General features: G+C 67.7%; 21 protein-coding genes and 1 tRNA gene. 13 read left to right on the top strand and 9 right to left on the bottom strand.

Annotation, left to right across the window (positions count from 1 at the left end; genetic code table 11):
- Positions 1–51 precede the first annotated feature (51 nt).
- A complete protein-coding gene (locus tag AC1DC5_RS17210) occupies positions 52–963 on the bottom strand; it encodes a LysR family transcriptional regulator (RefSeq protein WP_476865953.1) in 912 nt (303 codons plus the stop codon).
- A 144-nt stretch (positions 964–1,107) separates the two neighbouring features.
- Between AC1DC5_RS17210 and AC1DC5_RS17205 the strand changes: the two genes are divergently transcribed.
- Positions 1,108–2,571 (top strand): amino acid permease, encoded by a 1,464-nt coding sequence (locus AC1DC5_RS17205; protein WP_476865952.1) that lies wholly within the window; start codon positions 1,108–1,110, stop codon positions 2,569–2,571.
- A gap of 224 nt (positions 2,572–2,795) precedes the next feature.
- On the top strand, positions 2,796–6,317 hold the full coding sequence (locus AC1DC5_RS17200; protein ID WP_476865951.1) for a bifunctional proline dehydrogenase/L-glutamate gamma-semialdehyde dehydrogenase: 3,522 nt from the start codon (positions 2,796–2,798) through the stop codon (positions 6,315–6,317).
- A gap of 113 nt (positions 6,318–6,430) precedes the next feature.
- Here AC1DC5_RS17200 and AC1DC5_RS17195 read toward each other — a convergent pair whose 3' ends face one another.
- Both AC1DC5_RS17195 and AC1DC5_RS17190 read right to left on the bottom strand, forming a co-directional pair.
- On the bottom strand, positions 6,431–6,727 hold the full coding sequence (locus AC1DC5_RS17195; RefSeq protein ID WP_441406247.1) for a hypothetical protein: 297 nt from the start codon (positions 6,725–6,727) through the stop codon (positions 6,431–6,433).
- Between the two features lie 293 nt (positions 6,728–7,020).
- On the bottom strand, positions 7,021–7,875 hold the full coding sequence (locus AC1DC5_RS17190; RefSeq protein WP_476865950.1) for a LysR substrate-binding domain-containing protein: 855 nt from the start codon (positions 7,873–7,875) through the stop codon (positions 7,021–7,023).
- Positions 7,876–8,014: 139 nt separating this feature from the next.
- Here AC1DC5_RS17190 and AC1DC5_RS17185 point away from each other — a divergent pair, with 139 nt between their 5' ends.
- Positions 8,015–9,388, top strand: coding sequence for an MFS transporter (locus tag AC1DC5_RS17185; RefSeq protein ID WP_476865949.1), 1,374 nt, complete (start codon positions 8,015–8,017; stop codon positions 9,386–9,388).
- A 75-nt stretch (positions 9,389–9,463) separates the two neighbouring features.
- Here AC1DC5_RS17185 and AC1DC5_RS17180 read toward each other — a convergent pair whose 3' ends face one another.
- The 4 genes from AC1DC5_RS17180 to AC1DC5_RS17165 all read right to left on the bottom strand — a co-directional run bounded on the left by AC1DC5_RS17180 (position 9,464) and on the right by AC1DC5_RS17165 (position 12,110).
- A complete protein-coding gene (locus tag AC1DC5_RS17180; protein ID WP_476865948.1) occupies positions 9,464–10,612 on the bottom strand; it encodes a N(5)-(carboxyethyl)ornithine synthase in 1,149 nt (382 codons plus the stop codon).
- A gap of 8 nt (positions 10,613–10,620) precedes the next feature.
- Positions 10,621–10,770, bottom strand: coding sequence for a hypothetical protein (locus tag AC1DC5_RS17175; protein ID WP_441406243.1), 150 nt, complete (start codon positions 10,768–10,770; stop codon positions 10,621–10,623).
- Between the two features lie 103 nt (positions 10,771–10,873).
- Positions 10,874–10,947 (bottom strand) — tRNA-Gly (locus AC1DC5_RS17170).
- Positions 10,948–11,021: 74 nt separating this feature from the next.
- On the bottom strand, positions 11,022–12,110 hold the full coding sequence (locus AC1DC5_RS17165) for a phosphotransferase family protein (RefSeq protein ID WP_476865947.1): 1,089 nt from the start codon (positions 12,108–12,110) through the stop codon (positions 11,022–11,024).
- A 303-nt stretch (positions 12,111–12,413) separates the two neighbouring features.
- On the opposite strand from AC1DC5_RS17165, the gene AC1DC5_RS17160 reads away from it, so the two are divergent.
- Complete coding sequence (locus AC1DC5_RS17160; RefSeq protein WP_441406240.1) at positions 12,414–13,322, top strand: PaaX family transcriptional regulator; 909 nt, start codon at positions 12,414–12,416, stop codon at positions 13,320–13,322.
- A 23-nt stretch (positions 13,323–13,345) separates the two neighbouring features.
- Here the strand turns inward: AC1DC5_RS17160 and AC1DC5_RS17155 are convergent, their stop codons facing one another.
- On the bottom strand, positions 13,346–13,747 hold the full coding sequence (locus tag AC1DC5_RS17155; protein ID WP_476865946.1) for a RidA family protein: 402 nt from the start codon (positions 13,745–13,747) through the stop codon (positions 13,346–13,348).
- 240 nt (positions 13,748–13,987) lie between these two features.
- Here AC1DC5_RS17155 and AC1DC5_RS17150 point away from each other — a divergent pair, with 240 nt between their 5' ends.
- The 5 genes from AC1DC5_RS17150 to AC1DC5_RS17130 all read left to right on the top strand — a co-directional run bounded on the left by AC1DC5_RS17150 (position 13,988) and on the right by AC1DC5_RS17130 (position 20,341).
- Complete coding sequence (locus AC1DC5_RS17150; protein WP_476865945.1) at positions 13,988–14,869, top strand: fumarylacetoacetate hydrolase family protein; 882 nt, start codon at positions 13,988–13,990, stop codon at positions 14,867–14,869.
- A 37-nt stretch (positions 14,870–14,906) separates the two neighbouring features.
- Positions 14,907–15,344, top strand: coding sequence for a cupin domain-containing protein (locus AC1DC5_RS17145; RefSeq protein WP_476865944.1), 438 nt, complete (start codon positions 14,907–14,909; stop codon positions 15,342–15,344).
- Positions 15,341–16,213, top strand: a complete 873-nt coding sequence (locus tag AC1DC5_RS17140; protein WP_476865943.1) for an acyl-CoA thioesterase — start codon at positions 15,341–15,343, stop codon at positions 16,211–16,213. Before AC1DC5_RS17145 ends, AC1DC5_RS17140 begins: the two co-directional genes overlap by 4 nt.
- Before the next feature lie 86 nt (positions 16,214–16,299).
- Entirely contained in the window at positions 16,300–17,949 is a 1,650-nt protein-coding gene (locus AC1DC5_RS17135) for an AMP-binding protein (protein WP_476865942.1), read from the top strand.
- 10 nt (positions 17,950–17,959) lie between these two features.
- Positions 17,960–20,341, top strand: a complete 2,382-nt coding sequence (locus tag AC1DC5_RS17130; protein WP_476865941.1) for a bifunctional salicylyl-CoA 5-hydroxylase/oxidoreductase — start codon at positions 17,960–17,962, stop codon at positions 20,339–20,341.
- 78 nt (positions 20,342–20,419) lie between these two features.
- Here the strand turns inward: AC1DC5_RS17130 and AC1DC5_RS17125 are convergent, their stop codons facing one another.
- The gene (locus tag AC1DC5_RS17125) at positions 20,420–20,869 is read right to left on the bottom strand and encodes an acyl-CoA thioesterase (RefSeq protein WP_476865940.1); all 450 of its coding nucleotides are present in this window, start codon (positions 20,867–20,869) and stop codon (positions 20,420–20,422) included.
- A gap of 60 nt (positions 20,870–20,929) precedes the next feature.
- Here AC1DC5_RS17125 and AC1DC5_RS17120 point away from each other — a divergent pair, with 60 nt between their 5' ends.
- The 4 genes from AC1DC5_RS17120 (at position 20,930) to dcd (ending at position 25,420) form a co-directional block, all read left to right on the top strand.
- Entirely contained in the window at positions 20,930–22,690 is a 1,761-nt protein-coding gene (locus tag AC1DC5_RS17120) for a thiamine pyrophosphate-binding protein (RefSeq protein WP_476865939.1), read from the top strand.
- A gap of 141 nt (positions 22,691–22,831) precedes the next feature.
- Entirely contained in the window at positions 22,832–24,142 is a 1,311-nt protein-coding gene (locus AC1DC5_RS17115) for an MFS transporter (protein WP_476865938.1), read from the top strand.
- A 195-nt stretch (positions 24,143–24,337) separates the two neighbouring features.
- Entirely contained in the window at positions 24,338–24,781 is a 444-nt protein-coding gene (locus tag AC1DC5_RS17110) for an SRPBCC family protein (RefSeq protein ID WP_476865937.1), read from the top strand.
- Positions 24,782–24,844: 63 nt separating this feature from the next.
- Positions 24,845–25,420, top strand: coding sequence for a dCTP deaminase (gene dcd, locus AC1DC5_RS17105; RefSeq protein ID WP_224047832.1), 576 nt, complete (start codon positions 24,845–24,847; stop codon positions 25,418–25,420).
- The last annotated feature ends 1 nt before the right edge of the window (position 25,421 follow it).

Raw genomic sequence — 25,421 nt, 5'->3', positions numbered from 1 at the left:
GTCTAGCGCCGGGCCGCCGGGAGCGCTGTGAGCCAGCGAACACCCCGCCGGTCAGGGTCCGGCGGGCGGGATCGAGGCCGCTGTCTCGGCCAGGATCTCCCGGGCGGCCAGGATCGCCGGGCGCGTGGCGCTGGAGCGCCGTACCGAGGTGAAGATGGTCCGGTGCGGATCGCCCGGCAGGGTGATCAGCTGCGACGTCGTGCCCCGCCCGGTCCAGACGAGGTCCGGCATGAGGGCAACGGCGTTCCCGGATTCAATCAGCCGGATCTGGGCCTGCAGGTCGGCCGTCTCAAAGCGGACGTCGGGCTCGAACCCGGCGCTGCGGCAGGCCTGCTCGGCCCAGTGCCGCGACGCCGCCCCGCGCGGCTCCATCACCCAGGCCATCCCGGCGGTATCCGTAAGGGATGTGATGGCCGGACGGCCGGGTCCGTGCGGCGGAACGGCGAGGCGGATCGCATCACTCGTGAGCCGGACGCGGTCGAGTTCGGCATACCGGGGAGCCGCGTGTCCGGGGTACTGCTCGGCAATCACCAGGTCAAAGTCCCGCGCCCACGTTTCATGGAGTGCCGTCTCGGGTTCCCGCTGGGTCATCTCGATCCGCACCTCGGGATAGCTGGACGCCATCCGGGTGAGGGCGTCCGGCATCAGGGCCAGCGCCGCAGACTGGAACACGGCGATGCGGACCGTACCCGTCACGGTTGTCAGGGAGGCTGCCAGATCCGCCTCGGCCTGTTCCAGCGTTTCCAGGAGCTGGGCGGTGTGGGCCACCAGGACTTCCGCCTGCGGGGTGAGCTGGACGCGGCGTCCGGTCTTGCGGAGAAGTTCGACGCCGGCCTCCTTTTCCAGGAGGGCCAGCTGCTGCGAGACCGAGGAGGGGCTGTACTGAAGCGCCTCGGCGACCTCGGCCAGGGTGCCCCGGATCTTCAGTTCGCGCAGAAGGCGCAACCGCCGGACATCCAGCATCGCTATTCCTTTGTGAATTCTAATGGTTATTGATTAGGAGAATTCACTTTATCTAATGCAATCCCGGTTGCATACTGTTGTCGTTGAGTAACCCCCATCACAGGGTGGATTGATGGGCGCCACACCTAAACGCGGGAGGCCCTGATGGCTGCACAAGACATAGACAGGTCGATCATGCGGCGCAAGCCGATCGACGACATTGAGGAAGAGAACCTTCACAGCGGTTTGATGAAAAGCCTGGGGTTCTGGCAACTGACGGCCATCGGCGTCGGCGGAATCATCGGCGTCGGCATCTTTTCCCTGGCGGGCCTCGTCGCCCACGGAAGCTCGTCCGAACCCGGCGTCGGCCCGGCGGTGCTGTTTTCCTTCCTGATCGCGGGACTCGCCTCCGCGGCGGCCGCATTGTCGTACGCGGAATTCGCCGGCATGATCCCTCGGGCGGGGTCGGCCTATACCTACGGCTACGTGGCGCTCGGCGAAATCATCGGCTGGTTCATCGGCTGGGACCTGCTGCTGGAATACATTGCGATTGTGGCCGTCGTGGCCATCGGCATTTCCGGCTACTTCGACGCTTTCCTCTCCGGCATCGGCGTCAACATGCCCGTCTGGATGACTGCGACGCCGGATGAAGGCACCGGCGGCATCGTCAACATCCCGGCGATCGCGGTCTGCCTGCTCGTGACCTGGATCCTGTCCCGGGGCACCAAGACCTTCGGCCGGTTCGAGCTGATCGCCGTCGCCATCAAGGTCATCCTGATCCTGTTCATCATCGGTCTCGGCATCTTCTACATCGATACCGGAAACTACAACCCGTTTATGCCGAGCGGCTTCGGTCCGGTGGTGGCGGGAGCTGCCACCGTGTTCTTCGCCGTGTTCGGGTACGACGCGATGAGCACCGCCGCGGAAGAGGCGAAGGACGGCAAGAAGCACATGCCGAAGGCCATCATCATGTCCCTCATCATCGCGATGCTCCTCTACGTCGCCGCAACCCTGGTGCTCACCGGCATGCAGAACTACACGGCAATCGATCCCAAGGCCGGCTTCGCGTCCGCCTTCAACAGTGTGGGACTGCCGGTCATCGCCACGATCATCTCGGTCTTTGCCGTGCTGTCCATCCTGACCGTAATGCTCACCTTCCTCCTCGGCGTCACCCGCGTCTGGTTCTCGATGAGCCGCGACGGGCTGCTCCCCGGCTGGTTCTCCAAGACGGACCGCCACGGCACGCCGCAGCGCGTGACCTGGATCGCCGGCGTCGCCTCCGCGCTGCTCGCCGGCGTTTTCCCGATCAAGGCCGTCGCCGACCTGACGAACATCGGCATCCTGGCAGCGTTCGTCGTCGTCTGCACCGCGGTCATCGTGTTCCGCTACAAGAAGCCCGAGGCCCCGCGCACCTTCCGGCTTCCCCTGATGCCGCTGGTGCCCGCCTTCGGCGTGCTGGCATCGGCCTTCCTGATGCTCCAGCTGCACTGGGAGACCTGGGCCCGGTTCGGCATCTGGCTCGTCATCGGCCTGGTCATCTATTTCGGCTACGGCCGCAAGCACTCGCTGATGAACCCGGACAGCCCGCGGCACGAGGAGTTCGTGGAAATGCACCGCCCCCTCAAGTAACCGCGCACCACCCGAGTTGCGCTATCACTTTTGGCTCCCATCCGCGCCCTTTGGGAGCCAAGAATGATAGCGCATTCGTGTGTCCGGAGGGTGTTGCGCCCGACCTGCAACTCTTCGATTTTCCTAACCAGTATTGCTCAGAAAACATCGCTTTATCTTATGAAAATCGGGTCGCATACTGAATCAAGAAGGGTCCACATTTTGAGAAAGAACGAGTACCAGCCATGACCAACATTTCAACGGAGTCCGACGTGAACACTGGCAGCGCCGCCGACCACGCACCCGTCTCGGAAGGCTCGCCGGTCCTTGAGGCCGCAGCCCTCGCCGAGGAGACCATCGGGCTGGTACGCCACTGGCTCACCGAAGCGGCGAAGGTCCCCGTCGACGCCTCCGCCGAACAGCTCGCCGGCGTCCTGAAGGACCCCAACGGCCTCGACTTCACCGTGGGGTTCGTCGACGGCGTCGTCCGTCCCGAGGACCTGCAGGTCGCCGCCCGGAACCTCGCCGCGCTGGCGCCCAAAGTCCCCGCCTTCCTGCCCTGGTACATGCGCAGCGCCGTCCGCCTCGGCGGCACCATGGCCCCGGCCCTGCCGCAGGTGGTCATCCCGGTCGCCCGCCGTGTGCTCCGCGAAATGGTCGGCCACCTGATCGTCGATGCCACCGACGCCAAGCTGGGCCCCGCCATCGCCAAGATCCGCAAGGACGGCATCAAACTCAACGTCAACCTCCTCGGCGAGGCCGTGCTCGGCGAACATGAGGCGTCGCGCCGCCTCGAGGGAACTCACAAGCTCCTGTCCCGGCCCGACGTCGACTACGTCTCCATCAAGGTTTCGTCCACCGTGGCCCCGCACTCGGCCTGGGCCTTTGACGAGGCCGTGGAGCACGTCGTCGAGAAGCTCACCCCGCTCTTCACCCGCGCCGCCTCCTTTGCCGCCGGCGGACAGAAGGCCAAGTTCATCAACCTGGACATGGAGGAGTACAAGGACCTGGACATGACCATCGCGGTCTTTACCCGGATCCTGGACAAGCCGGAGTTCAAGGACCTCGAGGCCGGCATTGTGCTGCAGGCCTACCTCCCGGACGCGCTCGCCGCCATGATCCGCCTCCAGGACTGGGCAGCCGCCCGCCGCGCCGGCGGCGGAGCCGCGATCAAGGTCCGTGTGGTCAAGGGCGCCAACCTGCCGATGGAACAGGTCGAGGCGTCCCTGCACGACTGGCCGCTCGCCACCTGGAACACCAAGCAGGACTCGGACACCAACTACAAGCGCGTCATCAACTACTCGCTGCACCCGGACCGGATCCGCAACATCCGGATCGGCGTCGCCGGCCACAACCTCTTCGACATCGCCTTCGCGTGGCTCCTGGCCAAGCAGCGCGGTGTTGAGTCCGGCATCGAATTCGAGATGCTGCTCGGCATGGCCCAGGGCCAGGCCGAAGCCGTCAAGAAGGACGTCGGCTCCCTGCTGCTCTACACCCCGGTGGTCCACCCGGCCGAGTTCGACGTCGCGATCGCCTACCTGATCCGCCGGCTCGAGGAAGGCGCCAGCCAGGACAACTTCATGTCCGCGGTCTTCGAACTCAGCGAGAACGAAACGCTCTTCGAGCGTGAGAAGCAGCGCTTCCTTGCCTCCCTGGCCAAGCTCGACGACGAGGTCCCGCCGCCGAACCGCCGGCAGAACCGCAGCCTTCCGGCCGAGCCGATGCCGCACGACTCCTTCGAGAACACCGCCGACACCGACCCGTCGCTGCCGGCCAACCGCGCCTGGGGCCGCGCCATCCTCGGCCGCGTCACGACCTCGACCCTCGGCAACGCCGCCGTCGACGCCGCCACCATCAACGATGCCGCGACCCTGAACACGGTCATCGAGACCGCCGTCGAGAAGGGCAAGGCCTGGGGCGCACTCTCCGGCGCCGAGCGCGCCGCCATCCTGCACCGCGCCGGCGACGTCCTCGAGGCCCGCCGCGCGGACCTCCTCGAGGTCATGGCCAGCGAGACCGGCAAGACCATCGACCAGGGCGATCCCGAAGTCAGCGAGGCCGTCGACTTCGCGCACTACTACGCCGAGTCCGCCCGCAAGCTCGACGACGTCGACGGCGCCACGTTCGTCCCGGCCAAGCTCACCGTCGTGACCCCGCCGTGGAACTTCCCGGTCGCCATCCCGGCCGGCTCCACCCTCGCGGCCCTTGCCGCCGGCTCCGCCGTCGTCATCAAGCCCGCCAAGCAGGCCCGCCGCAGCGGCGCGGTCATGATCGAGGCGCTCTGGGAGGCCGGCGTTCCCCGCGACGTGCTCACCATGGTGCAGCTGGGCGAGCGGGAACTAGGGCAGCAGCTGATCTCCCACCCGGCGGTGGACCGCGTCATCCTGACCGGCGGCTACGAGACCGCCGAGCTGTTCCGCTCCTTCCGCCAGGACCTGCCGCTGCTGGCCGAAACCAGCGGCAAGAACGCCATCATCGTCACGCCGAGCGCGGACCTGGACCTCGCCGCCAAGGACGTCGCGTACTCCGCCTTCGGCCACGCCGGCCAGAAGTGCTCCGCTGCCTCGCTGGTGATCCTCGTGGGATCCGTGGCCAAGTCCAAGCGCTTCCACAACCAGCTGATCGATGCCGTCACCTCCCTTAAGGTCGGCTACCCCGAGGACCCCGCCAGCCAGATGGGCCCGATCATCGAACCCGCCAACGGCAAGCTCCTCAATGCCCTCACCACCCTCGGTGAAGGCGAAAGCTGGGCCGTCGAGCCGAAGAAGCTGGACGGGACGGGCAAGCTCTGGAGCCCGGGCGTCCGCTACGGCGTCCGGCGCGGATCCTACTTCCACCTCACCGAGTTCTTCGGCCCCGTCCTGGGCGTGATGACCGCAGAAACCCTGGAGGAGGCCATCGCCATCCAGAACCAGATCGAGTACGGGCTCACATCCGGGCTGCACTCGCTGAACCCGGCGGAGGTGGGCCTCTGGCTCGAGACCGTCCAGGCCGGCAACCTCTACGTCAACCGCGGCATTACCGGCGCCATCGTGCAGCGCCAGCCCTTCGGCGGCTGGAAGAAATCCGCCGTCGGCGCCGGCACCAAGGCCGGCGGGCCGAACTACCTCGTCGGACTCGGCGAATGGGCCGGCAAGCCCAGCACCGCCCCGGCCGCCGTTTCCCCCCACGCGGGAGTCCGCCGGATCGGGCAGGCGGCCGCGGGTATCCTGGCCGCCGACGAGCTGGAAGCGCTGCAGCGTGCCCTGGCCTCCGACACCCTCGCCTGGACCGGGGAATTCGGTACGGCCAAGGACGTCTCCGGGCTGAGCGCCGAACGGAACATCTTCCGCTACCGCGCCCTGCCGGTCACCGTGCGGCTCTCCGAGGGCGAGCCCCTCGCCCGCCTGGTCCGGACAGTGGCGGCCGGTGTCCTGGCGGGCTCGGCACTGACGGTGTCCACCGCCGTCGAGCTCCCCGCCCAGCTGCGCACCGTGCTCTCCGGCCTTGGCATCGACGTCACCGTGCAGAACGACGCCGACTGGCTGGCCTCCGCGGGCAAGCTCGCAGGAACGGCCAAACTCGCTACCTCCCGGATCCGGCTCATCGGGGGCGACGCCAAGGCCCTGGCCGAGGTGACCGGCGGACGCCCGGACCTGGCGATCTACTTCCACCCGGTGACCGAGGCCGGACGCGTTGAGCTGCTGCCGTTCCTGCACGAGCAGGCCATCAGCATCACAGCGCACCGCTTTGGTACGCCGAACTTCATCACGGACGGCCTGATCTAGGGCCGGCCCTCGCCGGCTGCCTCCTGAAGGCAGACACAAACGAGCCGGGCAGCCACCCTCCAATGGTGGCTGCCCGGCTCGTGGTCTGTGGGGAGTGCGCGGCGCCCGCGGACTCAGCCGAAATACCAGCCTGGCGGAACCCACGACGCGGGCACCGCGTGCGCGGAGAAGTCGTCGCAACCGGAGCAGAAGTACGTGACTTCGCCCAATTTATTGATGGAACCGTCCCGGTGATGGGTGGCAGGGATAAAGGTCTCGAGGTAGATGAACTCGTCGGTTCCGCACCGTTCGCAATACGGGCTTCCGACGTACTCCGCCTCAACCAGCGTGGTGGGATGCGGGTCCAGACGTCCGAGGCTGGGGTGCTTGGCGGCCGCGCCGCGATGCACAGCCTGTGAGAACGGGCCCACGGGCTTGAGGCTTCGGGCTGTTGATGCGGAAGGGGAGTGCGGGCGGTTAATGGCTGGCGTCACTGTCGGCCTATCCCGAACGCCTCCGGCAGGTCGCCGCACGGCAGACCCATAGGACAGCGTTCGTATATCGAATCGTTGTCATAGGCCTCTGCTTGACCTGCAACACACTCAGGATAAGCCAGGAATCCGAGTGGATCAATGGTATGCGTAAGTACGCAATCCGAGTAGGTACATCGGCGTGTACGCAGGCCGTGGAAACAGTGATGTTCCACTCCGGCACGAGGGTCGGCTCAGGCCGGGCGCCGCAGGGTGCGGCCCGCGATCGTCTGGGTCAGCGCCTCGATCACCTCGGTGTTGGCCAGCGGGTTGCGGATGAGGGTGAAATCGACCTCGCCCACCGGCGGCAGGTCGAAGCGCCGGGTGATGATCTTCAGGTCCTCCGGCACCAGCGAAGCCGGCATGACCGCCACGCCGATGCCGGCCCGGACAGCCGCCAGCACGCCGCTGATCTGCCGGGTGGTGCAGGTGATGCGCCAGGTCCGTCCGGCGGATTCGAGCGCGTCGATGGCCAGCTTCCGGCTCAGGCTGGGTGACGGGTAAGCAATCAGCGGCACGGGCTCGGCAGCGTCCAGCGAGGTCTGCTCCAGGCCCACCCAGGCAAAGGAGTCCTGCTGCACCACTGTGCCGTCCTTGGCCCCGGCCACCCATTTGACGAAGACGAGGTCCAACTGGCCGGCATTCAGCCTCTTGTAGAGCTGGTCGCTTTGGCCCACGGTCAGTTCCAGGTTGATCTGCGGGTAGACCTGCCGGAACTCCCTCAGGATCCTCGGCAGGCCGGTGATTGCGAGGTCGTCCGCCGTGCCGAAGCGCAGCCGGCCGCGCATGGCCGATCCGGAGAAGTAGCGGGAGGCCGCGTCGTGCGCGGACAGGATGCTGCGGGCGAAGCCGGCCATGGCGTCCCCGTTGTCCGTCAGGCGCACGTCCCTGGTATCCCGTGCCACCAGGACGCGCTTCGCGGCGGCCTCGAGCTTGCGCACGTGCTGGCTGACCGTGGGCTGCGCGAGCCCCAGCCGTTCGGCGGCTTTGGTGAAGCTCAGGGTTTCGGCCACGGCAAGGAAGGACCGCAGCTGGGCCGGTTCGAACATGCGGGCTCCTGACCTGCGGCGAACTCGTGCCACATTGCGTTCCGTAATGCTAGTTATGCGGTGAATAATCTTCCACAATCCGCTGCGGCCAGCTTAGCGTTAAGGCATCCCCGCTCACCCGCTCCCTTGAGGACTTTCCGTGGCACCCCCTCCGCCTTTAGAGGCCAACGTAACTGCCCTGCCCGACACCGTCACCGCGCCAATCGCCGTCGTCAACGCGCCACTGCCCTGGCGCCACACCTTCATCTCGCTGAAGGTCCGCAATTTCCGCATCTTCGCGATCGGGCACTTCATCGCCGTGATCGCCCTGTGGATGCAGCGGATCGCCCAGGACTGGCTGGTGCTCCAGCTCTCCGGTTCCGTCACCGCCGTCGGCATCACGGTGGCGCTGCAGTTCCTGCCCTCGCTGTTCCTCGGCCCGTGGGCCGGAATGATGGCGGACCGCTTCGCCAAGCGCAGGATCCTGATGCTCTGCCAGTCGGTTGCGGCGGTGCTGGCGGCCATCCTCGCGGTGCTGGCGCTGAGCCAGCGGATCGAGGTCTGGCACGTCTACGTGATCGCTCTGTGCCTGGGCCTGGTCACCGTGCTGGACCAGCCCGCGCGGCAGGTCTTCGTCAATGAGCTCGTGGGGCCGGCCTACCTCCGGAACGCCATCAGCGTGAATTCCACGACGTTCCAGCTTGGCGGCCTGATCGGGCCGGCGCTCGCCGGGCTGCTGATCACGGCGGTGGGCGCCGGATGGGCGTTCGCCGCAAACGCCGTCGCCTGCTGCTTCACGGTCGCGATGCTGCTCACCCTGCGGAAGGACCAGCTGCACCTCAGCGCCCCGGTGCCCAAGCGCAAGGGGATGCTGCGCGAAGGGTTGAACTACGCGCTGAGCAAGCCCACCATCTACTGGCCCTGGCTGATGGCCGGCTTTGTCGCGGTGTTCGCGATGAGCCTGCCGGTGCTGCTGGCAGCCTTCGCGGACCACGTGTACGACGTCGGTGCCGGCGGCTACGGCCTGCTGAACGCGCTCGTGGCCCTCGGGGCGCTGGCCGGGGCGATCACCTCCGCACGCCGGCGGGAACTGCGGCTGCGCTCGGTGATGCTGGGCGCCGGGATGTACGGGCTGATGCTCTGCCTGGCCTCCCTGGCGCCGTCCATGGTGTGGTTCGGGGCGGCGATGGTGCTGGCCGGGTTCTGGTGCCTGATGTTCCTGACCGCGGCCAACCAGCTGGTCCAGATCAGCTCCAATATGGCCATCCGCGGCCGCGTCATGAGCCTGTACATCATGGTGCTGATCGGCGGGCAGGCCATTGGCGGGCCGATGACGGGCTGGCTGGCCGAGCATGTGGATCCGCACACGGCCATCCTGGTCGCCGGCGGGGTGCCGGCGCTCGCCGCAGCGACGGTCGCCGTCGTGCTGGCACGCCGGGACCAGCTGATGCTCAAGGTGGACTTGAAGGACCGGCGCAGGCTCTTGAGGATTGTCCGGAACCAGAACCTGCCGCCGGCAGCCGCGACGCCCTAGCCTTCCGCGCCGTTTTCGGACAGCCGCTGCGTGGATCCACGCAGCGGCTGTCCGTTTTCGCAGCGGAAACGGGTGTTAGTCCGTCAGGGGCGGGTGCGGGTACTCCGGCCCGCGGTGCTGGAACTGCAGTACATCCGGATTGAGGACCACGCCGTCGCGGATTTCGATCGCGCGGCGGATGGTCTCGTTCGCGGCCCAGGCCTCGGGCCCGGTGATCACGGTTTCCAGGAACGGAAGCAGCGCCTCGCTGATTTCCCAGCTGGCCGAGTTCCACAGGTAGGACGGGCTGTGGTCCACCGCGTAATAGTCGATGTGGTCCCCGACCGTGAACATCGGCTCGGTGAACGTGGTGGTTTTCGCCCAGCTGAAGCCCATGCCCTCGTCGCAGGACACATCCACAATCAGGCTGCCGGGCCGGAACGCGTCCAGGTCCTCGGTGCGCAGGTACGTCAGCGGCGCGTTCGGGTCCTGCAGGGTGCAATTGACCACGATGTCACTCTCGGCCAGGAACGGCGCCAGCGGCACGCGCCCCCGCTCGGTGATGACCTCGCTGAGGAAGGGCGCCTTGTCGTCATGGTCGAACTGCGCGATCCGCACCGAATGGATGGGCGAACCCACCGCGGCGACGCCTCGGTTGGTCAGCACTTGGACGTCATGGATGCCGTGGGCGTTGAGGGCCGTCACGGCACCGCGGGCCGTGGCCCCGAAGCCGATGACGACGGCGCTCAGGCGGCGGCCGTAGTCGCCCGTGGAACCGGTCAGCGCCAAGGCATGCAGCACGGAGCAGTAGCCCGCCAGCTCGTTGTTCTTGTGGAACACGTGGAGGCCGAAGCCGCCGTCGCTGGCCCAGTGGTTCATCGCCTCAAAGGCGATAAGCGTAAGCTTCTTGTCGATTGCCAGTTGCGTGATGGCACGGTCCTGGACGCAGTGCGGCCAGCCCCAGAGGACCTGCCCGTCGCGCAGCTCGGCGAGGTCTTCGGGCTGCGGCTTGGGCAGGAGGACGACGTCGGCCTCGGCCAGCAGTTGCGTCCGAGGGGCGATGCGCCCCACGAGCGGTGCGAGGTGGGCGTCCGAGACGCCGAAACGCTCGCCGTAGCCTTCCTCCAGGATGAGCTGCTGCCGGAGTTCCGGGGCGATGCGGTCCAAGTGGTGGGGGTGGATCGGGAGGCGCCGTTCGTCAGGCTTCCGCGTGGTGGCCAGGACTCCGAGGGTGAGGTGGCTCATGGCGCCGCTCACTTCTTTTTGGCACCCGCCGGCTTGGAGCCGGTGGCCTTGTCCAGGGAGCTGGGCGGGGCTGCGGCGTCCCTCTTCTCGGCGCGCTTTTCCTTGATGGATTTGCCGGATTTCTTGGATGCTGCTTGACGGGGTGATTTGTCAGCCATGATCGCTCCTGTAGCGGAACCGAAGAGGTTCCTGACTTCGAACGATACAGGTAGCGACCTAAAGGCTTCGGGCCCGTCCGATGTGCGGGGTTCTGCAGGGGATTGGAGCGGCTGACGGGAATCGAACCCGCGTATCAAGCTTGGGAAGCTAGCGCTCTACCATTGAGCTACAGCCGCAGTGGGACTGTCCAAAATGCTGGACCTGGTCCCGGGGAACAACGAGATTTACCTTACCCCAGCCGGAAGCCATCTCAGAACACCCCTGCCGGTACTGGTCGCTCCAACCGTTCCTGCAGCCATCCAAGGCATGCTGCCCCTTCCGCCTGCTGGAACGCGCGCAAAGTGGGAAGCCCCGGCGGCGAGGGCCTGCGGGCATTGTCAAGGAAGTATCCGGCCAGCGCCGCGAGCACGGAATCCACCTGCTGCGGCTGGGCGCCCGCGAAGACGGCGTGCTCCCGGAGGGCCGTCTCCGTATCGCACGCCGGATCGTTGACCCGCGCATCGACGAGGAGGGTGAGGGCGTCGAACCACGGCGCTCCGTGTGCCGCCCAGGGCCAGTCGACAATGACGGCCTGCCCGGCGCGGTCGATGAGAATGTTGTCTGCCCGCAGGTCAACGTGCGCGAGCCGATCACCGCCCACGTTCTCTGCAGCGGCAGCGGACAGGGACTCCAGCAGGGCATGGTTCGCTGCCGCCCACGGGTCGAGTCCGGGGTGCGGGTCGTTGCGCAGCGTCACCCAGCCCGCAAAGATTTCCCGCACCTCCTCTGTCAGCGACGGCAAGACCTCGAGGGCCTGGGGCGGCAAAGAACGTGCGGAGATTGCGTCGACGGCATCGAGGACTGCGTGAAGATCGGCGCCCGACAGTTGCGGGTGCCGTCCGTCAACGTCCGTGAACACTAAGGCGACCCATTCGCCGTCGTCATGGGTGCCCACAAGTCGCGGGATGGGCAGTCCGGCGGGGAGCAGGGTCATGATCCGCGCTTCCCGGCGGTGCAGCTGCGGCGACTCGGGGTTCAACGAGCTGGATACTGCCTTCACGAAAAACCGGCTGCCCTTGGCCGTGACCACCCGATCCGCGCTGCCGGGGGAGTATCCGCCGGGTTGGGAGTGGGCGGCCATGACGGGACTGTCCATCAGGCACTCGACGGCGGACCGGACGGATTCCGGGAGGTCGGCCCATCCGATGCGGGAACGGCCGGCCGGCGGGGCATCCGGGCCAGGCGGCGGTGCCGTCGTGCCCGGCAAGTCCGGCGTGGACGCGGCGGCGCTGAGCATGGCCTGACCGTCGCCGGGTGCGTCGTTCAGGTCGGCTGGCCCCTTCGGCACGACGTCGCTCATGCAGCAACACTAGCGCCGGGCACGCAGGTACCGGGGGACTGATCTGCCTTGTGTCCTGCCGGGAGCGAGCGGCCGGGCGGCTGCATTGGGGGTCAGCCGCCCGGCACACTTCAACGTTACTCGGCTTCGGTGGTGTGGGGGTCGTGGCGAAGCGAATGGCGGCGACAATACCCGGCGCTGCGGAGTTGCCGCGTGAACCAGCGCTGCGTGGAATGGTTCACGGAGCGTCACGGCGGCCGAGGGGCGCAGACCTCTATAGCCTAGATCCATGACTGTTCTCCCGATGAAGGGCCAGCGGTGGTAGTGGACCCCGCGCCGGCGCTGGACGCCCAGCCGGACGCCGCGCCGGACGCCGCGCCCGCCGTTCCCCGGCAGACCCCGCGGCACCAGCAGCTGATCGTCACGATCTATGGCCTGTATGGTCGCGCCAACGGCGGTGCGCTGCCCGTCTCGGTGCTGATTTCCATGCTGGATGATCTCGGCGTCGAGTCTTCCGGGGTGCGCTCGTCCGTCTCCCGGCTCAAGCGCCGCGGCGTGCTGGAAAGCGTCAGGCAGGGCGGGGTGGCCGCCTACCGGCTGGCCCCCAATTTGGAGGATGTCTTCCAGGAAGGCGACCGCCGCATCTTTTCGCCCCGACGGGCGACGGCGGCTGACCGCTGGCTCCTCATCGCCTTCTCCGTCCCGGAATCCCAGCGCCACCTCCGCCACCAGCTGCGCAGCATGCTGACCCGGATGGGCTTCGGTTCCGTGACCCCGGGGCTTTGGATTGCCCCGGGCAACACCTATGAGGACATCAGCCACCAGCTCGAGCGGGCCGGGCTGACGGAATATGTGGAGTTCTTCAAGGCCGAGCACCTGACCGCCGGGGACGTCAAGGACAAGGTCTCGCGCTGGTGGGACCTGCCGGCCCTCGAATCGCTCTACGCGGAGTTCATCGAACGCTTCGCGCCCGTGCTGGAACGCTGGGAACCTGCGGGAGCGCCGGAGCCCGGGCCCGACGCCGACCGGGCGGCCTTCGCGGACTACGTCCAGCTGCTCACCCAGTGGCGCCGGCTGCCGTACCTGGATCCGGGCCTGCCGGAGGAGTTCCTGCCGCCGGGCTGGCGCGGGCTGACAGCGGAACGGATCTTCGCGGAACTGCACCGCCTCCTGAACGGCCCGGCCCGCCAGCATGCCGAGCGGCTGCTGGGGGCCACGGGCGGTTCCGCGTAGCCCCCAGCCTTGGCCCTCGGTCCTTAGCCCTGGCCCGACACGACGGCGACGGCCTGAATCTCGATCAGCGCCTCGGCCTGCCAGAGCCGCGTGACGCCGACGCCGGCCATCGCGGGATAGTCCGTGCCGGCCATCTCGCGCCAGATCCGTCCGATTTCACGGCCGTTCTTCTGGTAGTCCTCGACGTCGGTCAGGTAGATGGTGACGTTGACCAGGTCCGAGGGCATGCCCCCGGCATCGGCCAGGGTGGTGAGGACGTTGGAGAAGCACTGGCGGAACTGTTCCACGATGCCGCCGGGAACGATGTCGCCGTTGCTGTCCATGGCCGTCTGGCCGCCCAGGTACACGGTGTTGCCGGCCAGGATGCCGTGGGCGAAGCCGGAGGGCTTGGCCAGGGTTGCGGGGTTGATGACCTTGTGGTTCATGGTGGCTCCTCATTGAGTCGGCGGTGCGTTGGAAAATCCGTGCTGTGGAATTCGAGCTGACTACGAATGGGCGGATCCGGCACTTCTGTCGGTCTACCCAAACCGGTGAATTCGTGTTAACTTGAGCATATGTGACGACCGTAAAAATGTCGACATACCCTCCCTGGGGATGGCATTGTTTGCACGTCACCGGAACCGGCAATGGGGCCGGTTCCGCCGTCGAACCGGAAGTGAAGAATCATGCGCCTTGCGACCGTCATTACGGCAGCCAGCGACGCCAGTGGTGATCCCGCCACCCGCGCCGCCGTGCAGTCGGGAGACCGTTTTGTGCTCCTGCCCGCGCGGGACCTCAATGAGCTGCTGGAGACTGCCGGCTGGCAGGAGCAGGCGGCTGCCGCTGCCGCTGCCGCTGCCGCCGCGGGAGCAGCCGGCGGCGGCCCGCACGAGTCCATCCCTGCCGACGGCGCCCGGTTCGCCGCCGTGCTGCCGCGCCCGTCCAAGGTCATCTGCTGCGGACTGAACTACGCGGACCACATCGCGGAAATGGGCCGGGAACTGCCGGAATACCCCACCCTGTTCGCCAAGTATGCGGACACCCTGATCGGCGACGGCGAGGCCATCGACGCCGCCGGCCACGGTGCCAAGGTGGACTGGGAAGCGGAACTGGCGGTCGTCGTCGGCGCCCCGCTCAGGAATGCCTCGCAGGCGGAAGCCGCCGCCGCGATCGCCGGCTACACCGTCGCGAACGACATCTCCCTGCGCGACTGGCAGAACCGCACCCTGCAGTGGTTCCAGGGCAAGGCCTTCGACCGCACCACCCCGCTGGGCCCCGTACTCGTGACCCCGGACGAATGCGACCCTGAAGCCGGCGTCCGGGTCCGCTGCCTGGTCAACGGCGAGGAAGTCCAGAACGGCAATACCAAAACCCTCGTCTTCACGGCGGCCGCCCTGCTGTCCTACATCTCCACCTTCACGCGGCTGAGCCCCGGCGACGTCGTCCTCACCGGCACCCCCGGCGGCGTCGGCATGGGCGCCACCCCGCCGCGCTTCCTGCACGACGGCGACGTCGTCACCACCGAGGTCGAGGGCATCGGCACGCTCACCAATACAGTCCGCCTCTAAGCCACCAATACCGACCCGCATCTAGAGAGGTATCACCATGACAGAACAGATCACAGACCAGGTTGTTCCCGTCGTCACCCGCAAGGGCGCCGAGCACCGCGACACCGGCCAGTCCGGCGGAGCCGTCCGGATCTCCGGCGTCAGCCCGAAGCACACCCCTGCTACAAAGATTTGGTACGGCCAGGTCAGCAACGAACCCGGCTACCGTTCCTTCCCGCACCACCACGGCGAAGCCGAGACCGGCGGCTACGTGCTGCGCGGCCACGGCCGGATCTACTTCGGCGAGGACTACAAGGAATTCATCGACATGACCGAGGGCGACTGGGTCTTCGTCCCGCCGTACATGCCGCACGTGGAAGCCAACATGAGCATCACCGAGGAACTCGTCTGGCTCACGGCCCGCACCCCGGAAAACATCGTGGTGAACCTCGACGACGTCGACGACTCCACGCTCGACGGGTACCGCCGGGTATGAGCCCGACGTCGGAGATCCTCCTGTCCGCCCTCGAGCTGACACCGGCCGAGCCGGACTTCCTCGACGAGGCCTACACCGCCACGACGCAGTACGTGCCGTGGCCCAAGGCCTACGGCGGGGACATGGTGGCCCAGGCCGCGGCCGCGGCGATGCGCTCGGTCGGGGATGACCGCTCGCTGCACTCGATGCACAGCTACTTCATGCGGCCGGCGGACATCGGCGCCGAGGTCCGCTACGAGGTGGAGCGGCTCCGCGACGGGCGGGGCTACTCCACCCGGCAGGTCCGCGCCTACCAGGGCGGCAAGACTGTCTACGTGGCCATGGCCTCCTTCCACGCGGAGGAATCCGGCGAGGAATTCGCCCGTGCCATGCCGGCAGGGATCCCGGATCCGGAGTCGCTGCCGTCCTCCGCCGACGTGCTCCACGGCGTCGACGGCGACGCCGCGGCGTACTGGTCCGGCGGCCGCAGCTTCGACATGCGGCACGTGCCCGGCGCCGTCTACCTCAGCGTCGAGGGCGAGCAGGTGCCGCACCAGGCGGTCTGGGTGAAAGCCTTCGACCGGCTCCCGGACGATCCCGACCTGCAGCGGGCCGCCCTGGCCTACGTCTGCGACTACACCATTCTGGAACCGGTACTCCGGGTGCACGGCTACGCCTGGGGCGACCCGGGCCTGGTCACCGCCAGCCTGGACCACGCCATGTGGTTCCACCGCGAAGGCCGGGTGGACGACTGGCTGCTCTACGTCCAGGAAGCCGTCTCCGCCCAGGCCAGCCGCGGCCTGGCGCAGGGCCACTTCTACGACCGGCAGGGCAGGCTCCTCGCCACGGTGGTCCAGGAAGGCATGATCCGGAAGTCGACTGCTCCGTAACTGCCCTTTTGGCCCGTCAAAACGGCCGTTTCGGAGCACTCGAAGATTGCTCCCACTCCTATCAATGACGATACGAAAGGCTTGCCATGGATCTAACGCCCTCGGCGCACCAGGACACCTTTGCGCGTGACAACCTGCCCCCGGCAGAGCAGTGGCCCGCCCTGGAGTTCACCCTCCCGGAACTGCAGTACCAGCAGCAGCTCAACGCCGCCACCGCGCTGATCGACGACGCCGTCCGCAGCTTCGGTGCCGACCGCCCCGCCCTGCTCACCCCCGACGGCGGGTCCTGGAGCTACGGTGAGCTGCAGCGCCACGCCAACCAGGTGGCCCAGGTCCTGGTCGAGGACTTCGGGATCGTCCCCGGAAACCGCGTTCTGCTGCGCTCGCCGAACAACCCGTGGCTCGTCGCCGCCTGGCTCGGCGTGCTCAAGGCCGGCGCCGTCGTCGTCACGATCATGCCGGCGCTGCGCGCAAACGAGATCCGGACCCTGCTGGACCTGACCCGGCCGGCCGCCGCCCTCTGCGACAGCCGGTTCTTGGACGACCTGGCCGAGGCCGCCGGAAACGACGTGCCGGTGCTGGCCATGGGGGGCAGCACCGGCACGGACCTTGCCGCACGCTGCGCCGCCAAGAGCGGGGACTTCACCAACGTCGCGACGGCGGCAGACGACGTCGCGCTGCTCGGCCCGACGTCGGGCACCACCGGAACGCCGAAGATCACCATGCACTTCCACCGCGACATCCTCGCCAACGCGGACACCTTCGCCCGGCACATCCTGAAGCCGACATCGGACGACGTCTTCGCGGGGTCCCCGCCGCTGGCCTTCACCTTCGGGCTCGGCGGCCTGGTGGTCTTCCCGCTGCGCTTCGGCGCCGCCGCGCTGCTGACCGAACGCGCCACCCCGCTCGAACTGGCGCAGGCGGTGCACGCGGCGAAAGCCACCATCCTGTTCACCGCCCCGACGGCCTACAAGGCGATCCTCAAGGAAGGCGCCGAGGGGCTGCTCGCCAGCCTCCGAACCGCCGTCTCGGCCGGCGAGCACCTGCCGGCCGAAACCTGGCGCGCCGTCCACGAACGCACCGGCCTGAAGCTGGTCAACGGCATCGGCGCCACCGAAATGCTGCACGTCTTCATCTCCGCGGCAGGGGACGACATCCGTACCGGCGCCACCGGCACGGCCGTCCCCGGCTACCGGGCCACCATCCTTGACGAGGACGGCCGGGAACTCGGCCCGGACGCCGTCGGACGCCTCGCCGTGATCGGCCCCACCGGCTGCCGCTACCTCAACGATTCCCGCCAGGAGGACTACGTCGTCAACGGCTGGAACGTCACGGGCGACACCTTCAGCCGCGACGGCGACGGCTACTTCTTCTACCAGGCCCGCTCCGACAACATGATCGTGTCCTCCGGGTACAACATCGGCGCACCGGAGGTCGAAGCCGCGATTGACCAGCACCCGGACGTGATGGAAAACGCCGTCGTCGGCCGGCCCGACCCGGACCGCGGCAGCGTGGTCTGCGCCTTCATCGTGCTGCGCGAGGGCGTCGAGGCCGATGACGCCAAACGCAAGGAAATCCAGGACTTCGTCAAGCAGACCATCGCCCCGTACAAGTACCCGCGCCAGGTGAACTTCGTTCACGGCCTGCCCCGCAACCCCAGCGGCAAACTCCAGCACTTCCGGCTGCGCGAGCAGCTGGCCGCTGACACCGCCACCCCCGAACACCAGAACGCTTGAGAGGCACCACATGAAAATCGCAATCATCGGCGGCGGTCCGGGCGGACTGTACTTCGCCGCCCTCATGAAGCAGCTGGACCCGAACCACGAGGTCACCGTCTGGGAACGCAACGCCGCGTCCGACACCTTCGGCTTCGGCGTGGTCTTCAGCGACGAAACCCTCGGCGGCATCGGCAACGCGGACACCGTGATCGCCGAGTACATGTCCGAGCGCTTCGCCCGCTGGACCGACATCGACATCCACTTCAAGGACGCGCAGCACACGGTCGGCGGCCAGGGCTTCGCCGCCATGAGCCGCAAGGAGCTGCTCGAGCTGCTGCAGCGGCGCTGCGCCGAACTCGACGTCGACCTGCGCTTCAGCACCCTGGCGCCCGACGTCGAGGAACTCAGCCGGGACTACGACCTGGTCCTCGCCGCGGACGGCCTGAACTCCGCCGTCCGCTCCCGCTACGCCGACGTCTTCCGGCCCAGCCTGGACGTCCGCAAGTCCAAGTACATGTGGCTCGGCACCGACCTCGTCTTCGAGGCGTTCAAGTTCTTCGTCAAGGACACCGAGCACGGCGTCATGCAGATCCACGGCTACCCCTACTCAGACGAGGGCAGCACCTTCATCGTCGAAATGCACGAGGACGTCTGGCGCAGCGCCGGCTTCGACGCCACCGAGCACCAGGCCTTCCGGCCCGGCGAAAGCGACGAGGCGGCCGTGGACACCATCCGAGCCATATTCGCCGAGGAGCTGGAGGGCCACGAGGTCCTGGTCAACAACTCCAAGTGGATCAACTTCACCACCGTCCGCAACGAGTCCTGGCGGCACGGCAACGTCGTGCTCCTCGGCGACGCCGCCCACACCGCGCACTTCTCCATCGGCTCCGGCACCAAGCTGGCCATGGAGGACTCCCTCGCCCTGGCGGCCTGCCTGCACGAGCACTCCGAGCTCGAAACGGCCCTGGCAGCCTACCAGACGGAGCGCCGGCCGGTGGTCGAGTCCACCCAGCGCGCCGCCCAGGCCTCGCTGGAATGGTTCGAGAACATCGGCATGTACAAGGACCAGAACCCGGTGCAGTTCTGCTTCAACCTGCTCACCCGCAGCCGCCGGATCACCTACGACAACCTCAAGCTCCGCGATCCCGAGTTCGCGGCCCGGGTGGACGAGGAATTCGCCCGCACCCAGGGCATCTCGGGCAGCGCCCCCGCCATGTTCCAGCCGTACCGGATCGGCGGGCTGGAACTGAAGAACCGGATCGTCGTCTCCCCGATGGACATGTACTCCGCCACCGACGGCGTCCCGGGCAACTTCCACCTCGTCCACCTCGGCAGCAAGGCTCTCGGCGGCGCCGGCCTGGTCATGACCGAGATGGTCTGCGTCTCCGAGACCGGCCGCATCACGCCGGGTTGCAGCGGCCTCTACAACGAGGCCCAGCAGGAGAGCTGGCGCGAGATCGTCGACTTCGTGCACAGCCGTTCGACGGCGGCCATCGGCGTCCAGCTGGGCCACTCCGGCCGCAAGGGCTCCACCAAACTCATGTGGGAAGGCATCGACGAGCCGCTGCCCGACGGCGGCTGGGAGCCGGTGGGCCCCTCGGCCATTCCGTACGGCCCCGGCAGCACGGCCCCGCGCGAAATCAGCCGGGCCGAAATGGACAAGGTCCGGGACGAATTCGTCGCCGCCACCGTCCGGGCGGCCGCCTCGGGCTTCGACCTGCTGGAGCTGCACTGCGCGCACGGCTACCTGCTCTCCTCGTTCCTCTCGCCGCTGGCCAACCGGCGCACCGACGAATACGGCGGATCGCTGGCGAACCGGCTCCGCTACCCGCTGGAGGTTTTCGACGCCGTCCGCGCCGCCTGGCCGGCGGACAAGCCGCTGACCGTGCGGCTTTCGGCAACAGACTGGGCCCCCGGCGGCAACGACGAGCGTGACGCCGTCGCAATCGCCCGGGCCTTTGTGGAGCACGGCGCCGACGGCGTGGATGTCTCCTCCGGCCAGGTGGTCAAGGACGAGAAGCCCGCCTACGGCCGCAGCTACCAGACCCCGTTCGCCGACCGCATCCGGCAGGAAGTGGCCCACAAGGCAGGCGTGGCGGTGATCGCCGTCGGGGCAGTGTCTTCGTACGACGACGTCAACTCGATCCTGCTGGCAGGCCGGGCGGACCTCTGCGCCCTCGGCCGCACGCACCTGTTTGATCCGCAGTGGACCCTGCACGCGGCGATCGAGCAGGACTACCGCGGGCCCGGCGCCGACTGGCCGGAGCAGTTCCGCGCCGGCAGCCGGAAGCCGCCGTCGGCCCGCACCGACGCGGTCCGGCCCCGGCTGGCGCTCGTGCGGGAGCCGGAGATCGCCGACCTGCCCACGCATCTGCGCTGGACGCCCGCGAAGGTGCCGGCGTCGGTCTAGGGCCCGTACGGAATCGCTGCCCGGCGCGGCTGCTGCCCGGCACCGCAAGGGCGCGGTGCCGGGCATCGGCCGGGCGGGCTAGTCCTGGCTGTGCGCCGCGCGGGCGGTGACTTTGGCCGCCAGGTCCGCCGGCCACGGGGTGGCCGCCGTGCCGCCCCGGGCCACATGGGCGGTGACAAAGGTTCCGTGGGCGGCGAGGACTCGGGGTTCGCCGCGGAACTCCTCGCCCCACACTTCAAAGCTGAACGTCATGGACGTGCGGCCGATTTTCTCCACCACTACGGTGGTGGTGACCTGCTGGCCGAAGTACAACTTCGCCCGGTAGTTGAGCTCGTGGCGAACCCGCGGCGCCGACGGAAAGTACTCCGGCAGATCCAGGTCCCGGAACAACTTGGCCTCGCAGGCCTCGACAAAGCGGAGCACCGCCGAATTGTGCTGGTGCCCCGCGCCATCCGTATCCACCCATTCAATGGTCCGAACCAGGGTTGCCGTCGTGGCAGTGCAGGGGAGGGACTGGGTGGGGTTCATGGACGCCGCCGGGGAGTTAGAAGAGCAATACGAGTGCATTACTAAGTGGGAGGTAAGTCCATGCTAGTAGTTTCACAAAGTTCCCCGGACGCGCTGGCGCAGGCCGTCGATGCCCCGCAGGAGACTGTGCCGGCGACCGTCGCGCAGCTCGTGGGCCGGACCCTGGCCGGGCTCGGCGTCGGGCACGTCTTCGGCGTCGTCGGCAGCGGCAACTTCGAGGTGACCAACGCCCTGCGACTGGCCGGAGTGCCCTTCACCGCCGCCCGGCACGAGGGCGGCGCGGCCACCATGGCCGACGCGTACTCCCGGATGTCCGGGCGGGTGGGCGTGGTCAGCACCCATCAGGGCTGCGGGCTGAGCAACGCGATCACCGGGATCGGGGAAGCCGCCAAGAGCCGGACGCCGCTGATCGTGCTGACGGCCGACACCCAGTCCTCCGCGGTACGGTCCAACTTCAAGATCGACCAGGACGCGCTCGCCCGCAGCGTCGGGGCCGTGAGCGAGCGGATCCATTCCCCGGCAACCGCCGTCGCGGACACCCTCCGGGCCTTCCGCACGGCACGGAACGAACGCCGCACCGTGGTGCTCAACCTGCCCCTCGACGTCCAGTCCGCCCCGGCCCCCGCTGTGCACCGGGATGCGCACCCGGCTGCGGTTGCCGACGCCCAGCCGGTCCGACCCGCCGCCGCCAGCGTCCGGCGCCTGGCGCACCTGATCAACGCCGCCGAGCGCCCGGTGTTTGTGGCGGGGCGCGGGGCACGGAATGCGCGGGAGGAACTGCTCGGCCTGGCCGCCCACGGGGGCGCGCTCGTGGCCACGTCCGCGGTGGCGAACGGGCTCTTCCAGGGCGAGGACTTCAACCTCGGGATCTCCGGCGGATTCTCCTCACCGCTCAGCGCCGGGCTGATCCAGGGCGCCGACCTGATTATCGGCTGGGGCTGCGCCCTGAACATGTGGACCATGCGGCACGGCCACCTGATCTCGGACGGGACCGCAGTGGTGCAGGTCGACGTCGAGGACTCCGCGCTCGGCGCCAACCGGCCCGTCGACCTGGGCGTGGTGGGTGATGCAGCGCTGACCGCGGCGGATGTCCTGGCGGAACTGCGGACGCTCCAGCCGGAACCGGCCGGGAAGTACCGCACCGCGGAGAACGCGGAGGCCATCGCGGAACGCTCTCGCTGGAACGGCGTCGAAACACCGGACCTCTCCGGCAGCGGGCGGATCGATCCCCGCGTACTGAGCCGCGAACTGGACGCCATCCTGCCCGCGGACCGGATCGTATCGATCGACTCAGGCAACTTCATGGGCTACCCCAGCACCTACCTAAGGGTCCCCGACGAGTTCGGTTTCTGCTTCACGCAGGCCTTCCAGTCGATCGGCCTGGGCCTCTCCACGGCGATCGGGGCCGCGCTGGCCCGGCCGGACAGGCTGCCGGTACTCGGCGCCGGGGACGGCGGGTTCCTGATGGGCATCAGCGAACTGGAGACCGCCGTCCGGCTGGAGCTGCCCCTGGTCTGCATCATCTACAACGACGCCGGCTACGGTGCCGAGGTCCACCACTTCGGCGCGGGCGACACCGACGACGGGAGTCCCGACGGCGGTCCCGCCGTCGATCTCAGCACGGTCACCTTTCCGGACACGGACATCGCCGCGATCGCCCGGGGCTTCGGCGCGGACGCCGTGACGGTCCGGAGCGTGGCGGACCTCGGAGAGGTCCGTGCCTGGGTGCGGGAGCGTCCCTCCCGACCGCTGGTCATCGACGCCAAGATCGCGTCCGACGGCGGTGCCTGGTGGCTGGCCGAGGCTTTCAAGGGACACTGACGCCCTTCGCAATGACTGACGATCGTTACGCAAACGATATATGCTGATTTGTTTACTGTCGGAATCAAAGCGTGACACAGTGGGCACAGCATGTGAGCTACCGCACAAATCCCCAAAGAAATCTCAACGAGAGGTACATCCATGACGCAGTCAATGTCGACTGAGTTGCGCAACGAGGCCACACCTCGCTGGAAGGGCCACGCGGTCCTCATCCTGTGCTTCGTGGCCATCGTCTTTGATGGCTATGACCTGGTGGTCTACGGTTCCACCGTCCCCACGATCCTGAAGTTCCAGGAATGGGGAGTCACCCCCGCACAGGCAGGCCTGATCGGCAGCCTGGCCCTGGTCGGGATGCTGGTCGGCACGCTCTCCGTCGGCATCCTGACCGACAAGCTGGGCCGCCGCCGCATCATGCTGGCCTGCATCGCGTGGTTCTCCACGTTCATGCTGCTCACGGCCTTCGCGCCGTCCGCCGAGGTCTTCGGCTTCCTGCGGTTCCTGACCGGCCTGGGCCTGGGCGGTATCGTGCCGACCTGCATTGCGCTGACGGTCGAATACGCCCGCAAGGAGCGCCGCCAGATCGCCAACGCCGTCATGTTCAGCGGGTACTCGGTGGGCGGCGTGGGCGCCTCTCTCCTCGCCATCAACCTCCTGCAGCACATCGACTTCCGCTGGATGTACGCCATCGGCGCCCTGCCCCTGGTCACCCTGCTCCCCATCGCCTGGAAGCTCCTCCCCGAATCGGTGGCCTACCTTGCCCGCAAGCAGCGCATTGAAGAAGCCAAGGCCACCGCGGACCGCTATGGCCTGGTCTACTCGGACATCGTCACCGCCGAGGACGTCAAGACCGGCGTCGAGGCGCCCAAATCAGCCATGAAGACCCTCTTCACCCGCAAGTGGATCCGCTCCACGGTCCTCTTTGCCCTCGCCAACTTCTGCGGTCTCCTGCTGGTCTACGGGCTGAACACGTGGCTGCCGCAGATCATGCGCCAGGCCGGCTTCCAGCTCGGGGATGCACTCACCTTCCTCCTGGTCCTCAACGCCGGCGCGATCGTCGGCTCCATCAGCGCCTCCGTGCTGGCGGACAAGATCGGCATCCGCAAGGTGGTGACGGCGTCGTTCCTCCTCGCCTTCGTGGCCATCCTCATGCTGAGCCTCCAGTTGCCGCTGGCGATGCTGCTCGTGATCGTCGCCTTCGCAGGCCTCGGCTCCGTGGGAACGCAGATCCTGGTGGGCGGCTACTGCGCCACCCACTACCCGCAGTCCCTGAGCGCCACGGCCCTCAGCTGGTCCCTGGGCATCGGACGCATCGGCGCCATCTGCGGGCCGCTGATCGGCGGGCTGATCGCCGGGATGGCGTTCGGCTGGCAGCTCAACTTCTACATGTTCGCGGCCTTCGCCGTGGTCGGCGCCATCGTGGTGTTCTCGGTGCCGAAGCTGACCGAAAAGTAGCTGCTGAATTATCCACTGCGAAGCAGTCACGGAGCAGCACACAGCCGGTGCACAGTCCGGAGCCCCATAACTCTTCGATAAAGGCCCGCCCCCGCAGCCGCGCGGGGCGGGCCTTGCTGTCTATCCTGAAGGAGTTAGCTGCAGTTCCGGGGAAGCGGGCTACGCCCATCAGCTGTCCGCCGAGCAAGGATTTCCGTGGCAATCGCAGAGTACGACGTCGTCATCCAGCGGGATGCCATGAGCGTGTATGACTTCCTGCTGGACGCCCGCAACCTGCCCAGCTGGCGGACCGGCGTCCGCAGCATTGAGCTGGAATCCGGCGCCGCCGGGACGAAAGGGGCCGTCTACCGGCAGACCATCGCCGGCCCCGGCGGGCGCACTATCAGCGGGGATTTTGAGATCACTGAGGCGCGCCCCGGCGCGGAGATCCAGTACAGGGCGCTTGCCGGGCCGGAACGGATGCACGGCGGCTACTACCTGAGCACCGAAGGCGGCAGCACCCGCGTCCGCTTTGCCCTCGAGTGCGAGCCCCGGGGGATCCTGGCCCGGCTGAAGTCCCCCTTCCGCCGGCGGATGAAGGCTGAGGTCTGCCAGCTGGAGCAGCTCAAATCAGTGCTGGAAAAACAGTCGGCGCCGTAACAGCGGTGCTGTAATACCAGCCCGCGCACATCTGTTGGCGGCGAGTACGGTAATTTTGAGTCTGTGCTGATCTCAGACCGCGACATTCGTGCCGAAATTGACTCCCAACGGATCGTTCTGGAGCCGTTCGACCCCGCCATGGTTCAGCCATCGTCGGTGGACGTCCGGATCGACAAATTCTTCCGGCTCTTCGACAACCACAAATACGCCCACATCGATCCGGCCGAGGAACAGCCCGAGCTGACCCGCCTGGTGGAGGTCGAGGCCGGCGAACCCTTCATCCTTCACCCCGGAGAATTCGTGCTGGGCTCCACCTACGAGACGGTGACCCTCCCCGACGACATCGCCGCCCGGCTCGAGGGCAAGTCCTCGCTGGGCCGGCTTGGCCTGCTCACCCACTCGACCGCCGGATTCATCGATCCGGGATTCTCCGGCCACGTGACGCTGGAGCTGTCCAACATGGCGACGCTGCCGATCAAGCTGTGGCCGGGCATGAAGATCGGCCAGTTCTGCTTCTTCCGGCTCACCTCGGCCGCTGAGCACCCGTACGGCTCCGGCGAGTACGGCAACCGCTACCAGGGCCAGCGGGGCCCGACAGCCAGCCGCAGCCACCTGAACTTCCACCGCACGGACGTCTAGA

Source organism: Arthrobacter sp. 10L424 (genome assembly GCF_056395325.1).
This window is presented reverse-complemented; position numbering and strand designations above follow the sequence as displayed.